Raw genomic sequence first — 14,211 nt, forward strand, 5'->3', positions numbered from 1 at the left:
GAGCAATGAAGGTCGCAATTTTCGGAGCCACCGGGACCATCGGTCGCCACGTCGTCGCCCGCGCCCTCGCGGCCGGACACGAGGTCACCGCCCTGACCCGCGACGCGTCCCGCATCTCCGCGCCGCACGAGCGGCTGCGGGTCGTGGTCGGCGATGTCCTGGACCCGGCCGCCGTCGAGCGCACGGTCATCGGCCAGGACGCGGTCATCGTCACCCTCGGCGCGGGCCGCAAGGGCGTCGTCCGCGCCGAGGGCACCCGCCGCATCATCGAGGCCATGGACCGCACCGGCGTCAAACGCCTGGTCTGTCAATCCTCTCTGGGCGTCGGCGACAGCCGCGGCAACCTCAACTTCGTCTGGAAATACATCATGTTCGGCATGCTCCTGCGCCAGGCCTACGCCGACCACGTCCAGCAGGAGCAGTACGTGATGGCCAGCGACCTGGACTGGACCATCGTCCGCCCCAGCGCCTTCACCGACGGCCCCGCCACCGGCAACTTCCGCCGCGGCTTCCCCGCCACGGAATCCGGCCTGTCCCTGAAGATCTCCCGCGCCGACATCGCGAACTTCCTGGTGGATCAACTCACCGACCCCACCTACCTCCGCCGCACCCCCGGCATCTCGAACTGAGCCGGACTACGCGTGTTCGTGCATACCGCCCCAGGACGGGAAGGGATCCGGGTACCGCAGCCACGCCTGCGGCCCGGCTTCCAATTCGGCGTCGGTGAGGAGAGCGGAGGTCAGGAGGTCCCGGACGTGCGGCCGATCCAATTTGATGCCGATGAAGACGATTTCCTGACCGGGCTGCATATCGAGGGCCTCCCAGTAGGCACCCGCCTCGAAGGTCAGGTTCGGGCCCGCCTGCGACCAGATGGCGGCGAGGTCGGGGCGGCTGGCCAGCCAGAAGAAACCCTTGCTGCGCAACAGTCTTTGGAGTTGTTCGAGGGCCGCGTTCAAACGCTCGGGGTGGAAGGGGCGGTCGGCGGTGAAGGTGAGGCTGCTGATGCCGTACTCCTCGGTCTCGGGAGTGTGGCCGCCCGCCAATTCCTCGTCCCAGCCGTCGAATTGGGCCGCCAGGTCGGGGTTGTAGCGGCCGGTGTCGAGGACCTCGGCGAGATCGACCACGCCGTGCGCGGCACGTACGACGCGGGCGGCGGGATTCAATCGCCGGATCGTGGCCTCAACTGTCCCAAGGGCATTCACACTCACCAGGTCGGTCTTGTTGAGCACCAGCACATTCGCGAACTCGACCTGATCGATGAGCAGATCGGCGATCGTGCGCGCATCCCCTTCGGCCGCTTGCAGATTCCGCTCGGCCAGGGCCTGCCCCTTGACCACTTCCGCCAGGAAGGTCGAGCAGTCGACCACGGTCACCATGGTGTCCAGTCGCGCCAGCTCGCCCAGCCGGAATCCGTCCTCGAACTCCCACTCGAAGGTGGCCGCCACCGGCATCGGCTCGGAGATGCCGGTGGATTCGATGACCAGCTGATCGAATCGGCCCTCCCGCGCCAGCTTTCCCACCGATTCGATGAGGTCCTCACGCAGCGTGCAGCAGATGCAGCCGTTGGTGAGCTCGACCAGCTTCTCCTCGGTCCGGTCCAGGTGGCCCTGGCCCGCGACCAGGGCGGCGTCGATGTTCACCTCGCTCATGTCGTTCACGATGACCGCCACCCGGCGGCCCTCGCGATTGGCCAGGATGTGGTTGAGCAGGGTCGTCTTGCCCGCGCCGAGGAAACCGGACAGCACGGTCACCGGGAGCGGGTTCTGGATCGGGTCCGAAGTCATGCGGTTAATGATAACGGTTTTCAATTAGGGTCGACGCAGCGGCCCGATTCGTCCCCACTAGGGTCTGTGACGTGGAACTCCTACCGCTTGCTCCGAATGGCACCACCCCGGTTCGCGCCCTCACCATCGCGGGCACCGACTCCGGCGGCGGCGCGGGCATCCAGGCCGACTCCCGCACCATGGCCATGTGCGGCGTACACGCCTGCGTGGCGGTGGCCGCGGTGACCGTGCAGAACACCCTCGGCGTCAGCGGCTTCCACGAGATTCCGCCGCAGATCGTGGCCGACCAGGTGCGAACCGTGGTGGGCGACATCGGAATCGGCGCGGCCAAGACCGGCATGCTGGCCTCCACCGCCATCATCGAGGCGGTCGCGGGCGTGTGTCGCGAGGTCGGCATCGGCCGCGACGGCACCATCCCGCTGGTCGTGGACCCGGTCGCGGCCTCCATGCACGGCGACGCCCTGCTGCACGCCGAGGCCCTGGACGCGGTGCGCCACACCCTCATTCCGCTGGCCACCGTGGTCACCCCGAATCTGGACGAGGTCCGGCTCATCACCGGCATCGACGTGGTCGACGACAAGACCGCCCGCCAGGCCGCCGAGGCGCTCATCGCCCTGGGGCCGCGCTGGGCCATCGTCAAGGGCGGTCACCTGCGCACCTCCGAGCAGTCCACCGATCTGCTCTTCGACGGCGACACCTTCCACGAACTCCCCGCCAAGCGACTGAACACCGGGAACGACCACGGCGGCGGCGACACCCTGGCGGCCGCCATCTGTTGCGCGCTGGCCCACGGCTATTCGGTGCCCGACGCCGTCGCCTTCGCCAAGGAGTGGACCTTCCGCAGCCTGGAAGCCTCCTACGACCTCGGCGCGGGTCATGGTCCGGTCTCGCCGCTGTGGCGGTTGCATCTCGGCCCGAGGTAGCCCCGGGCACAACGCGGCCACGCTCCCAGGAATCTCCCAGGCGAGCCGCAGGTGGGGTAAAGGCTGGTGATCGAAGTTTGTCACCATGAGCGACACCGTGACCGCCGTCCGGGAGGCGGACTCCGCAGAAGCAGTGACCGCGCCCGTCGTGGATGTGGTCGTTCCGGTCTACAACGAAGAGGTCGACCTCGGCCCCTGCGTGCGCCGACTGCACGCCTTCCTCACCCTGAGCTTCCCGTTCACGGCGCGAATCACGATCGCCGACAACGCTTCCACCGACGCCACCCTCGAGGTGGCCAAGCAACTGGCGGCCCAGCTGGACGGCGTGCGCGTGGTGCACCTGGACCGCAAGGGCCGCGGCCGCGCGCTGCGCGAGGTATGGCAGGCCTCGAATGCTCAGGTCGTCGCGTACATGGACGTCGATCTCTCCACCGATCTCAACGCGCTGCTGCCGCTGGTCGCGCCGCTGGTGTCCGGGCATTCCGACGTCGCCATCGGAACTCGGCTGGCCTCCTCCTCGCGGGTGGTGCGCGGACCCAAGCGCGAGATCATCTCCCGCTGCTACAACCTCATCCTGCGGGCCTCCCTGCAGGCCAAGTTCTCCGACGCGCAATGCGGCTTCAAGGCCATGCGCGGCGAGGTGGCCAAGCTGGTGCTGCCGCTGGTCGAGGACGGCGAGTGGTTCTTCGACACCGAACTGCTGGTACTGGCCGAACGAATCGGGTTACGCATCCACGAGGTGCCGGTGGACTGGATCGACGATCCGGACTCCCGGGTGGACATTGTCGACACCGCCCGCAAGGACCTGCTCGGCGTCTGGCGGGTCGGCCGCGCGCTGACCACCGGCCGGCTGCCCATCAATGAGCTGCGCGCCGCCATCGGGCGCGAGCCGCTGGTGGAGGGCGTGCCGCTGGGCATGGTCGGGCAGCTGGTGCGCTTCGGCATTGTCGGCGTCACCTCCACGCTGGCGTATCTGCTGCTCTACGTTGTGCTGCAAGGGATCACGGGCGCGCAGGTGGCCAACTTCCTGGCGCTGCTGATCACCGCGATCGGCAATACGGCGGCCAACCGCGCCTTCACCTTCGGGGTGCGTGGCTCGAATCAGGCGGTGTCGCACCACTTCCAGGGTCTGGCCATCTTCGGTGTCGGCCTGGCCCTGACCAGTGGCTCGCTGTTCGCGCTGCACCATTGGGCGCCCGACGCGGCGGTGCACCTCGAACTGGTGGTGCTGGTGGTCGCCAACCTGGTCGCCACGCTGCTGCGCTTCGTCGGCCTGCGCTGGGTCTTCCGCAATGCTGGCAAACATCCCGAGCCCGAGGCGGTCCGATGACCGCGACAGTGACCGAACGTCCGGTCACCCCGCCCCCGGCCGCGCCGACCGACACCCGTGGCGATCGCCGTGAGTATCTGACGCTGGCGGCCCTGCTGCTCGGCACCGGCATCGCCTACCTCTGGAATCTGTCGGCCAATGGCTGGGCCAACTCGTTCTACGCCGCGGCCGTGCAGGCGGGTTCGGTGTCGTGGAAGGCCTTCTTCTTCGGCTCCTCCGATGCCGCCAACTCCATCACCGTGGACAAGACGCCACTGTCGTTGTGGCCCATGGAGATTTCGGTCCGAATCTTCGGGCTGCACAGTTGGAGCATGCTGCTGCCGCAGGCGCTGCTGGGCGTGGCGTCGGTGGCACTGCTGTGGGCCATCGTGCGCCGCACCTTCGGCGCGAGCGCCGGGCTGCTGGCCGGTCTGGTGCTGGCCCTGACTCCCATTGCGGCCGTGATGTTCCGGTTCAACAATCCGGACGCCATGCTGGTGTTCCTCATGCTCGCCGCGGCCTGGGCCATGAACCGCGCAGTGGCCGACGGGCGCTGGCGGTGGCTGTTGCTCACCGGCGGATTCGTCGGACTCGGCTTTCTGGCCAAGCAATTGCAGGTGCTGTTGGTGGTGCCCGCGCTGGCGTTGACCTACCTGATCGCGGGTCCGCCCAGGCTGGGTAAGCGCATCGCGCAGCTGTTCGGCGCGGGCGCGGCCCTGGTGGCCGGTGCGGGCTGGTGGGTGCTGGTGACCGAGCTGTGGCCCGCCTCCGATCGACCGTATTTCGGTGGGTCACAGCATAATTCGATCATCGAGCTGACCCTCGGTTACAACGGGCTGGGTCGCCTCAATGGCGATGAGACCGGCAGCGTGGGTGGCTTCGGCGGCGGCGAGCAGCTGCCGACCGGCGGTGGTGGCATGTGGGGCACGCCCGGCATCGGGCGGCTGTTCGAGCCGCAGCAGGCGGGTCAGATCGCCTGGCTCATCCCGGCCGCGCTGGTTCTGCTGATCGTGGGAATCGTCCTGCGCGGCAAGGCGACTCGCATCGATCCGCAGCGGGCGACGCTGATTCTCTTCGGTGGCTGGCTGCTGGGCACGGGGCTGGTGTTCAGCTTCATGAAGGGCATCTTCCACCCGTACTACACGGTGGCGCTGGCCCCGGCCGTGGCCGCCCTGATCGGCATCGGCACGGTTGTGGCCTGGCAGCATCGCGAGCTGTTGTGGGTGCGTCTGGCCGCCGCCCTCGCGCTCGGACTGACCACCGCGACGGCGTGGATCATTCTGTCCCGCAGCACGTCCTTCGTGCCGTGGCTGCGCTGGGTGATCCTGGTCGGCGGCATTGTCGCCACCTTGCTCATGTTGATTCGCCTGCCGCGCAAGGCCGGTCTGGTCGCCGCGGCGGCCGCGGTGCTGGTCGGGCTGGCAGGTCCCCTCGCCTACACCATCAGCGGGCTGACCACCGCGCATCAGGGACCGATGCCCTCGGCCGGACCCATGGTCCGGGGCGGTTGGGGTCCCGGCGGCGGGCGCTTCGGCGATCGGCCGATGGGCGGGCCGGGCGGTGCCGCCCGAACCGAGGGCGGCCCCGGTGAATTCGGCGGCGGCGCGGGCAACATGATGATGGCGAGCAAGCCGAGCGACAAGGTCACCGCGCTACTGAAGGCCGACGGCTCCGACTACACGTGGGTGGCCGCCACGGTCAGCTCGAACTCGGCCGCGGGCTTCCAGCTGGCGACCCAACTGCCGGTCATGCCGGTCGGTGGTTTCAACGGCAGCGACCCGTCGCCGACGCTGGCCCAGTTCCAGGAGTACGTGCAGGTGGGCCGGATCCACTACTTCATCGCGGGCAATCAGATGGGTGGCGATCGCGGCAATGGCAATACCAAGAGCCAGAGCTCGCAAATCACCGCGTGGGTCAAGGCACATTTCAATTCGCAGGAAGTGGACGGCATTACGCTCTACGACCTGACCTCGCCCAAAACCGAATAGTCGGTGAGTTTTCCACTGCCACAAGGACACCGAGCGCTCGTACCCGATCGGGTACGAGCGCTCGACACTTCTCGATACACTCGATTGTGACGGTCGTCACGATCCAGGGAATCCGCCATGACCACGCCCCATCCCCTCAGCGATGAGCATCGAGAAGCCTTCTGGCGCAGAGCGGGATGGGACCCCGCCCTCCCTGACGCCGAACGCGAACTCATCGAACATCGCTGGGACGACGAATCCATCGCCATGGCTGAGGTTTTCGGCTTCTGACACCTGTGGCGACGGCAGCGTCGTGGTTACTGGGGCGGCGGCGGGAAGGGCAGCCGGTCGAAGATGATGCGGCTGTTGGTGATCACACCGTCTCGCACCGTGACCAGTTCGGCGGCGGGCGCGCTGGTGACCGGCAGTGTCGACGTGTCGTACATGACCAGCGCCGTCCGCTCGTCACCGAACGCGGCGAGCATGCGGGTGCCGGTCACGATCCCGACGAAGGGCTCCAGGAAGGCGCGGTAGGCATCCGCCCCTTCGATCCGGCCGCCCGGACTCTCACAGACGATATCGTCGGCGATATAGGCCATGGCCTTGTCGACATCATGACCCGACCAGGCATGAAAGTAAGCGAGCGCCGTCTCGGTGGCGGCAGAGTGGGCGTTCATCTGAGATCACCTCGGATTGGGTGGGATTGGGGAAACGCCACCCCCCATGGTGACACCGGAACCGCGCCGCCACGCCGAATTCCCGACCGGCCGCCGACCTCCCGCCCCACCACAATGCAATCGAGCAGAGGTCTTCTCGACGTTTGCCTGCTCGATTGCATGCTCGTCGATGTGGCGACCGAACCGGGGGGCTGGCCAGCGTTCAGGCGCGCGGGGTGGACAGGGCCGCGTGCAGGGTTGCGGCCCACTGTTGGACGATTTCCTTGCGGCGCAAGGAGTCGTCGGTGAGGACGTCGGCGAGGCCGAGGCCGCGGGCCAGGTCGAGGGTGGCTTGGACCAGGTGGTGGGCGACCGGGTCGGAGTCGTCGACGCCGAGGGCTTCCACCGCCATGCGGTGGGAGATGCGGCCGAAGCGGGCCTCCATGGGGACGATGCGTTCGCGCAGGGCCGGATCGGCGGCGGCGTGGGTCCACACCTGGAGGGCCGCCTTGAACAGGGGGCTGGTGTAGGACTCGACCAGGCCGGAGACGACCGCTTCGGTGCGGGCCGCGCCCTCGGCGACCTCGGCCACCGCGAGCGCGTCGGCCTTGGCCTGATCCATGCGGGTTTCGAACATGTACTCCAGCGCGGCGGTGATCAGGTCCTCGCGGGTGGGGAAATGATGTTGGGCCGCACCGCGCGACACCCCGGCCCGTTCGGCCACCACGGCGACCGTGGCCGCGGCCCAACCCGTCTCGGCCAGGCAGTCGATGGTGGCCTCCAGCAGCCGCTGCCGGGTGGCCCGGCTGCGGTCCTGCTTGGGTTCGTGGGGTGTCGCCATGGTTGCCTATTCTGCCCAGGTGGGCGGGCGGCGCTGCAGGAAGGCCGTCATGCCCTCGATGACCTGCGGGGTACCGAAGTAGCTCGCCGACCGTTTGGCCAGTTCCTCGGCGGAGCGGTCGAAGGCGGCGAGCAGCTCGGCGTTCACCAACCGCTTGCTCTCGGCCAGTCCCTGCGGCGCGCCCTTGCGGAGTTCACCGAGCAGGCGGGCCACTTCGGTGGCCGGATCGTCGGCGGCCACGGTGATGAGGCCGATGCGTTCGGCCTCGGCGGCGTCGAAGATCTCGCCGGTGGAGAAGTACCGGGCCGCCGCGCGCGGGGCCAGGCGCGGCAGCAGGCTCAGCGAGATCATGAACGGGGCCAGGCCAATGCGCACCTCGGTGAGGCCGAAGCTGCTGTCGCGGCCCGCGACCACCAGATCGCAGGCGGCGATGATCCCCATACCGCCCGCTCGCACATTGCCGTTCACCTGCGCCACCACGGGTTTCGGCATGACGAGGATGTCGCGCAGCACCGAGATCATCCAGCGGGTGCGGATATCGGCGGCGGCCGCCGGGTCGGCGTCCACCGCCTCCTTGAGATCCGCTCCGGCGCAGAAGGTATTGCCGGTGTGGGTCAGGACCACGGCTCGCACGGCGTCATCGGCCGCCGCCCGCTCCAGACCCTCCAGCAACTCGGTCACCAGCCGCGAGGACAGGGCATTGCGGTTGTGCGGGGAATCCAGTGTGAGCGTGGCGAATCCGCCCGCCACCTCGTAACGGACGAACGGACCCTCGTGCGCGTCGGCCATCAGTAGGACCTCGGCAGACCCAGCGAGTGCTGCGAGACGAAGTTGAGGATCATCTCCCGGCTGACCGGAGCGACCCGCGCGATCCGCGCCGCCGCCAACATGCCCGCCAGCCCCACGTCGGAGGTCAGGCCGGAGCCGCCGTGGGTCTGGATGGCCTGGTCGAGGGCCTTGATACTGGCCTCGGCCGCAGCGTATTTCGCCATGTTCGCGGCCTCGGCGGCACCGAAGTCGTCACCGGCGTCGTAGAGGAACGCGGCCTTCTGCATCATGAGCTTGGCCAGCTCCAGTTCGATCTTCACCTGCGCGAGCGGATGCGAAATGCCCTGGTGCGAACCGATGGGCGCGCCCTTCCACACCGCGCGCTCCTTGGCGTAGGCCACCGCCGCGTCGATGGCGTAGCGGCCCATGCCGACCGCCATGGCCGCGCCCATGATGCGCTCCGGATTCAGGCCCGCGAACAGCTGCGCGATGGCCGCGTCCTCCTGTCCGACCAGCGCGGTGGCGGGCAGCCGGACGTCATCGAGAAACAGCGTGAACTGGTTGTCCGGCTCGATGATGTCCATCTCCTGCTTCGTCTTCACGAAGCCGGGGGCGTCGGTGGGGACGATGAACAGGGCGGGCTGCAGATTGCCGGTCTTGGCGTTCTCGGTGCGGGCCACGATGAGCACGGCCTCGGCCTGATCCACACCGGAGATGAAGATCTTGCGGCCGTTGAGGATCCAGTCGTCGCCGTCGCGCCGGGCGGTGGTGGTGATCTTGTGCGAATTGGAGCCCGCGTCGGGTTCGGTAATGCCGAAGACCATTTTCGACGAGCCGTCGGCCAGGCGGGTCAGCCAGTACCGCTTCTGTTCCTCGGTGCCGTACTTGGTGATGATGGTGCCGCAGATGGCGGGCGAGACCACCATGAGCAGCAGTCCACAGCCCTGTGCCGCCAATTCCTCTTGGACCAGGGCGAGTTCGTAGATGCCCGCGCCACCGCCGCCGTATTCCTCGGGGAGGTTGACGCCCAGGAAGCCGAGCTTGCCCGCCTCGTCCCACAGTTCGTCGAAGGGCTCGTTGCGCCGGGCCTTGGGTCCGGCGTAGTCGCGGAAGTTGTATTTGGCGGCCAGTTTGGCCACCGCGGCCCGCAGCGCCTTCTGTTCGTCGGTCTCGATGAAACTCATTGCCTACTCCTGCTCTTCGCTGGGGACCGCGGACTCTTCGGCATGCACGACGGCGAGCACCGCGCCGACTTCTACCTGCTGACCGGCGGAAACGTTCAATTCGGTGAGGACACCCGCGGCGGGCGCGGCAATGGTGTGCTCCATCTTCATTGCCTCCAGCCACAGGATCGGCTGGCCCTTTTCGACCCGATCACCGACCTGTGCGCCCAGGCGAATGACCGCGCCGGGCATCGGGGCCAGCAGCGAGCCCTCGGCCACCTGGTCGGCCGGATCCTCGAAACGCGGCAGGCGGCGCACGGCCACCGGGCCGAGCGGGGAATCCACCGCCACCAGATCGCCGTAGCGGGCGATCTCGAAGCGCCGACGCACCGGGCCGCGCTCGCCGGGGACCTGGAGGACGACGAGATCCGGTGTGGCCTCGACCAATTCGAGTCCGTCGCGACCCTCGACCTCGAGCCCCGCGCGGGTGAAGCGATAGCGCACCTCGTGCTTACCGGTCAGACGCGACTCATAGGACTTGGACTGTCCCTGCGAGGGCAGATTGCGCCAGCCGCTGGGCAGCCCGCCGCCGACCCGCGCCGAGCGGCGGTTGGCGGCGGCGTCGGACAGGGCCGCGGCAATAATCGACAGCTTCTCGTCCTCCTCCGAAATCAGCGGGGCGGAGAGCTTTTCGAGATCGTGCGTGGCGAAGAACGCGGTGTCGGTGTCCCCGGCCAGGAACGCCGGGTGCCGCAGCACCCGCACCAGCAGGTCGCGGTTGGTGACCAGGCCGTGAATCTTGGCCCGCTGCAACGCACTCGCCAACAGGTGCGCGGCCTCGTCTCGGGTCTCGGCGAAGGAGATGACCTTCGACAGCATGGGGTCGTAGTGCACCCCGACCACCGAACCGTCCACCACACCGGTGTCCAGGCGCACGCCAGGCTCGGTCAGCACGGTGAATTCGCCCAGGGTGCCCGGGATGTCGAGCTTGTGCACCGGTCCGGACTGCGGCTGCCAGTCGTGGGCCGGGTCCTCGGCGTACAGGCGTACCTCGATGGAATGGCCGCGCATCTCCGGCTGCCGCGCGGGCAGCGGACGTCCGGCGGCCACCTGGAGTTGCAGGCGCACCAGATCCAGGCCGGTGACCTGCTCGGTGACCGGATGTTCCACCTGCAGACGGGTATTCATCTCCAGGAAGAAGAAGTCGCCCTTGTCGTCGGCCAGGAATTCGACGGTGCCCGCGCCCTCGTATCCGATGGCCTCCGACGCCAGCCGCGCCGCCTCGAACAACCGCGCCCGCATCCCGTCGACCTTCTCGACCAGCGGGGACGGTGCCTCCTCCACGACCTTCTGGTGGCGGCGCTGAATCGAGCACTCGCGCTCGCCGACCGCCCACACCGTGCCGTGGGTGTCGGCCATGACCTGCACCTCGATATGGCGGCCGGTCTCGAGGTAGCGCTCGCAGAACACGGTCGGATCGCCGAAGGCGGACTGGGCTTCTCGCTGCGCGGCCTCGATCTGACCGGTCAGCTCGGAGAGCTCGCGGACCACGCGCATGCCGCGGCCGCCACCACCGGCGGACGCCTTGATGAGCACCGGCAGCATGTCGGCGGTGACCTCCGCCGGATCCAGCTGCTTCAGCACCGGGACGCCCGCGGCGTCCATCATCTTCTTGGACTCGACCTTGGAGCCCATCTGCTCGATGGCCGCGACCGGCGGACCGATCCAGGTCAGCCCGGCGGCCTGGACGGCCGCGGCGAATTCGGCGTTCTCGGAAAGGAATCCGTAGCCCGGGTGGATGGCGTCGGCACCGGCGGCCAAGGCGGCCTCGATGATCAATTCACCACGCAGGTACGTCTCGCCGGGAGTGTTGCCCGGCAGTCGAATCGCCGCGTCGGCCTCCGCCACATGCGGGGCGTTGGCGTCGGCGTCGGAATAGACCGCGGTGGTCGCGATACCCATGCGACGGCACGTCGCGAAGACCCGTCGCGCGATCTCGCCCCGGTTGGCGACCAGCACATTCGTGATTTCCATACCGTGCCTCACATCCGGAAGACGCCGAAGCCGTCGGCGCCCTCGATCGGGGCATTGTGAATGGCCGACAACGCCATTCCCAAGACCGTGCGGGTGTCGCGGGGATCGATGACGCCGTCGTCGTAGAGGCGGCCCGACATGAACATGGGCAGCGATTCGGCCTCGATCTGCGCCTCGATCATGGCGCGCAACCCGGCATCGGCCTCCTCGTCGAACGGAATGCCCCGGGCCTCGTTGGCGGCCCGGCCCACGATCGAGATGACGCCCGCCAGCTGCGCGCCGCCCATGACGGCGGATTTCGCACTGGGCCAGGCGAACACGAAGCGCGGATCGTAGGCCCGACCGCACATGCCGTAGTGGCCCGCGCCGTAGGACGCGCCCATGAGCAGCGAGATGTGCGGGACCTTCGAATTCGACACCGCGTTGATCATCATCGCGCCGTGCTTGATGATGCCCTTCTGTTCGTACTCCTTGCCGACCATGTAGCCGGTGGTGTTGTGCAGGAACAGCAGTGGCGTGTTCGACTGATTGGCCAGCTGAATGAACTGGGTGGCCTTCTGGGCTTCCTCGGAGAACAGCACGCCGCGCGCATTGGCGAGGATGCCGACCGGATAGCCGTGCAGCTCGGCCCATCCCGTGACCAGGCTCGAGCCGTAGAGCGGCTTGAACTCGTCGAAGTCGGAGCCGTCGACCACGCGGGCGATGACCTCGCGCGGGTCGAACGGGATCTTGAGATCGCCCGGCACGATGCCGAGCAGCTCCTCCTGGTCGTAGAGCGGCTCGATCACCTCGGTCAGCGGACGCGGCTCGGGGCCCTTCTTCTGCCAGTTCAGGCGCTTGACAATGGACCGGCCCAGGCGAATCGCGTCCTGCTCGTCCACGGCCAGGTAGTCCGCCAAACCCGAGACGCGCGCGTGCATTTCGGCACCGCCCAGCGATTCGTCGTCGGACTCCTCACCCGTGGCCATCTTCACCAGCGGCGGCCCGCCCAGGAACACCTTGGAGCGCTCCTTGATCATGACCGTGTAGTCGGACATACCGGGTATGTACGCGCCACCGGCGGTCGAATTGCCGAAAACCAGTGCGATGGTGGGGATTCCGGCCGCGGACAGCCGGGTGAGGTCCCGGAACATGCGGCCGCCGGGCACGAAGACTTCCTTCTGCGTCGGCAGATCCGCGCCGCCGGACTCCACCAGGCCGATCACCGGCAGCCGGTTCTCCAACGCGATGTCGTTCATCCGCAGCGTCTTCCGCAGCGTCCAGGGATTCGAGGTGCCACCGCGCACCGTCGGGTCGGGGGCGGTGATCAGGCACTCGACGCCCTCGACAATGCCGATGCCCGCGATCACGCTCGCGCCCACGTGGAACTCACTGCCCCACGCCGCCAGCGGGGCCAGCTCGAGGAACGGCGAATCCTCGTCGATGAGCAGTTCGATGCGCTCCCGCGCGGTCAGCTTGCCGCGCTTGCGATGTCGCGCCAGCTTCTCCGGGCCGCCGCCCGCGATGTTCTTGGCGTATTCGGCCTCCACCTCGGCGAGCTTGGCGGTCATGGCCTCGGCGGCGGCCTGATACTCCGCCGAGTTCGGGTCTAGGGACGTGCGCAGAATGGTCAAGACTGGAACCCCAATCGCTTGGCCGCGAGGCTGGTCAGGATCTCGTTGGTACCGCCGCCGATGCCCAGGATGCGGACATCCCGGTAGTGGCGTTCGACTTCGGACTCACGCATGTAGCCGAGGCCGCCGAAGAGCTGCACCGCCTGGTGCGCAACCCATTCGGCCGTCTCCACGGCGGTGTTCTTGGCGAAGCAGACCTCCGCGATCAGATCGGTCTCGCCGTGCGCGGCGCGCTCCACCACATGATGGGTGTAGACGCGCGCCACATCTATGCGACGCGCCATCTCGGACAGGGTGTTCTGCACGGCCTGGCGGCTGATGAGCGGACGGCCGAAGGTCTCCCGATCCCGACACCATCGCAGGGTCAGGTCCAGGCAGCGTTGCGCGTGCCCGTACGCCTGCGCGGCCAGGCCCACCCGCTCGCTCACGAAAGCCTGTGCGATCTGCGAGAATCCGGAATTCTCCGGCCCCACCAGATTCGACACCGGCACCCGCACATCGACATACGACAGCTCGGCGGTATCAGAGGCCAGCCAGCCCATCTTCTCCAGCTTGCGGCTGACCGTGAATCCCGGCGTGCCCTTCTCCACCACCAGCAGCGAAACACCGGCCGCGCCGGGGCCACCCGTGCGCACGGCCGTCACGACATAGTCGGCCCGCACACCGGAGGTGATGAACGTCTTCGCGCCGTTGACGATGAACTCGTCGCCGTCACGCACCGCGCTGGTCCGCAGATGCCCGACATCCGAACCGCCACCGGGCTCGGTGATCGCCAGCGACCCGATCTTCTCCCCCGCCAGCGTCGGCCGCACCCACCGCTCGATGTGCTCGCGATTCCCCGACGCGACAATGTGCGGCACCGCGATGCCACAGGTGAACAGGGACGCGAACAGACCGCCCGAGCACCCCGCGTAATGCATCTCCTCACACACGATGGCCGCGTCGATCCCGTCACCGCCGGAACCGCCCACGGCTTCGGGGAATTGAATCCCCAACAGCCCCAGCGCCCCCGCCTTCTTGTGCAGTTCGCGCGGAATCTCGCCCTGCCGCTCCCAGTCGTCGAGGTACGGCAGCACCTCCCGCTCCGCGAAACCGCGCACGGTGGCGCGCAATTCGCGCCGCTCGGGCGTCGTCCAGGGATTCACATATCCGG

At 68.1% G+C, this 14,211-nt stretch carries 13 protein-coding genes; 5 read left to right on the forward strand and 8 right to left on the reverse strand.

All coding sequences use genetic code 11. From position 1 onward, the window contains the following. The first annotated feature begins 5 nt into the window (after positions 1-5). Entirely contained in the window at positions 6-629 is a 624-nt protein-coding gene (locus VMT40_RS37960; protein ID WP_326364506.1) for an NAD(P)-dependent oxidoreductase, read from the forward strand. A gap of 6 nt (positions 630-635) precedes the next feature. Here the strand turns inward: VMT40_RS37960 and VMT40_RS37965 are convergent, their stop codons facing one another. Further along, entirely contained in the window at positions 636-1,784 is a 1,149-nt protein-coding gene (locus tag VMT40_RS37965) for a GTP-binding protein (RefSeq protein WP_326364507.1), read from the reverse strand. A 71-nt stretch (positions 1,785-1,855) separates the two neighbouring features. On the opposite strand from VMT40_RS37965, the gene thiD reads away from it, so the two are divergent. From thiD to VMT40_RS37985, 4 genes are all read left to right on the forward strand, one after another. Then, positions 1,856-2,707 (forward strand): bifunctional hydroxymethylpyrimidine kinase/phosphomethylpyrimidine kinase, encoded by an 852-nt coding sequence (gene thiD, locus VMT40_RS37970; protein ID WP_326364508.1) that lies wholly within the window; start codon positions 1,856-1,858, stop codon positions 2,705-2,707. Positions 2,708-2,792: 85 nt separating this feature from the next. Beyond that, positions 2,793-4,037: a glycosyltransferase gene (locus VMT40_RS37975; protein WP_326364509.1), complete on the forward strand. Its 1,245-nt coding sequence runs from the start codon at positions 2,793-2,795 to the stop codon at positions 4,035-4,037. Then, the gene (locus VMT40_RS37980) at positions 4,034-6,004 is read left to right on the forward strand and encodes a glycosyltransferase family 39 protein (RefSeq protein ID WP_326364510.1); all 1,971 of its coding nucleotides are present in this window, start codon (positions 4,034-4,036) and stop codon (positions 6,002-6,004) included. The genes VMT40_RS37975 and VMT40_RS37980 overlap by 4 nt, the downstream gene beginning before the upstream one ends. 117 nt (positions 6,005-6,121) lie before the next feature. Continuing rightward, entirely contained in the window at positions 6,122-6,274 is a 153-nt protein-coding gene (locus VMT40_RS37985; RefSeq protein ID WP_326364511.1) for a hypothetical protein, read from the forward strand. A 26-nt stretch (positions 6,275-6,300) separates the two neighbouring features. On the opposite strand, the gene VMT40_RS37990 is transcribed toward VMT40_RS37985, so the two are convergent. The 7 genes from VMT40_RS37990 to VMT40_RS38020 all read right to left on the reverse strand — a co-directional run bounded on the left by VMT40_RS37990 (position 6,301) and on the right by VMT40_RS38020 (position 14,203). Beyond that, positions 6,301-6,660, reverse strand: coding sequence for a nuclear transport factor 2 family protein (locus tag VMT40_RS37990; protein ID WP_326364512.1), 360 nt, complete (start codon positions 6,658-6,660; stop codon positions 6,301-6,303). A gap of 202 nt (positions 6,661-6,862) precedes the next feature. Beyond that, positions 6,863-7,480, reverse strand: a complete 618-nt coding sequence (locus VMT40_RS37995) for a TetR/AcrR family transcriptional regulator (RefSeq protein ID WP_326364513.1) — start codon at positions 7,478-7,480, stop codon at positions 6,863-6,865. Between the two features lie 6 nt (positions 7,481-7,486). Beyond that, positions 7,487-8,269: an enoyl-CoA hydratase family protein gene (locus tag VMT40_RS38000; protein WP_326364514.1), complete on the reverse strand. Its 783-nt coding sequence runs from the start codon at positions 8,267-8,269 to the stop codon at positions 7,487-7,489. Further along, positions 8,269-9,432: an acyl-CoA dehydrogenase family protein gene (locus VMT40_RS38005; RefSeq protein WP_326364515.1), complete on the reverse strand. Its 1,164-nt coding sequence runs from the start codon at positions 9,430-9,432 to the stop codon at positions 8,269-8,271. The genes VMT40_RS38000 and VMT40_RS38005 overlap by 1 nt, the downstream gene beginning before the upstream one ends. A 3-nt stretch (positions 9,433-9,435) precedes the next feature. Further along, the gene (locus tag VMT40_RS38010; protein ID WP_326364516.1) at positions 9,436-11,445 is read right to left on the reverse strand and encodes an acetyl/propionyl/methylcrotonyl-CoA carboxylase subunit alpha; all 2,010 of its coding nucleotides are present in this window, start codon (positions 11,443-11,445) and stop codon (positions 9,436-9,438) included. An 8-nt stretch (positions 11,446-11,453) separates the two neighbouring features. Further along, on the reverse strand, positions 11,454-13,058 hold the full coding sequence (locus tag VMT40_RS38015) for an acyl-CoA carboxylase subunit beta (RefSeq protein ID WP_326364517.1): 1,605 nt from the start codon (positions 13,056-13,058) through the stop codon (positions 11,454-11,456). Next, positions 13,055-14,203, reverse strand: coding sequence for an acyl-CoA dehydrogenase family protein (locus VMT40_RS38020; protein ID WP_326364606.1), 1,149 nt, complete (start codon positions 14,201-14,203; stop codon positions 13,055-13,057). The genes VMT40_RS38015 and VMT40_RS38020 overlap by 4 nt, the downstream gene beginning before the upstream one ends. Positions 14,204-14,211: the final 8 nt, after the last annotated feature.

The sequence above is a fragment of the Nocardia sp. CDC160 genome, assembly GCF_035818795.1.
Classification (GTDB): Bacteria; Actinomycetota; Actinomycetes; order Mycobacteriales; family Mycobacteriaceae; genus Nocardia.

Excerpts from the sequence above, each read along its gene's own strand:
- VMT40_RS37965 (WP_326364507.1), bottom strand. The coding sequence starts at position 1,784 with ATGACTTCGGACCCGATCCAGAACCCGCTCCCGGTGACCGTGCTGTCC.
- VMT40_RS38000 (WP_326364514.1), bottom strand. The coding sequence starts at position 8,269 with ATGGCCGACGCGCACGAGGGTCCGTTCGTCCGTTACGAGGTGGCGGGC.
- VMT40_RS37985 (WP_326364511.1), top strand. The coding sequence starts at position 6,122 with ATGACCACGCCCCATCCCCTCAGCGATGAGCATCGAGAAGCCTTCTGG.
- VMT40_RS37995 (WP_326364513.1), bottom strand. The coding sequence starts at position 7,480 with ATGGCGACACCCCACGAACCCAAGCAGGACCGCAGCCGGGCCACCCGG.
- VMT40_RS37980 (WP_326364510.1), top strand. The coding sequence starts at position 4,034 with ATGACCGCGACAGTGACCGAACGTCCGGTCACCCCGCCCCCGGCCGCG.
- VMT40_RS37975 (WP_326364509.1), top strand. The coding sequence starts at position 2,793 with ATGAGCGACACCGTGACCGCCGTCCGGGAGGCGGACTCCGCAGAAGCA.
- VMT40_RS37990 (WP_326364512.1), bottom strand. The coding sequence starts at position 6,660 with ATGAACGCCCACTCTGCCGCCACCGAGACGGCGCTCGCTTACTTTCAT.
- VMT40_RS37960 (WP_326364506.1), top strand. The coding sequence starts at position 6 with ATGAAGGTCGCAATTTTCGGAGCCACCGGGACCATCGGTCGCCACGTC.
- VMT40_RS38010 (WP_326364516.1), bottom strand. The coding sequence starts at position 11,445 with ATGGAAATCACGAATGTGCTGGTCGCCAACCGGGGCGAGATCGCGCGA.
- VMT40_RS38005 (WP_326364515.1), bottom strand. The coding sequence starts at position 9,432 with ATGAGTTTCATCGAGACCGACGAACAGAAGGCGCTGCGGGCCGCGGTG.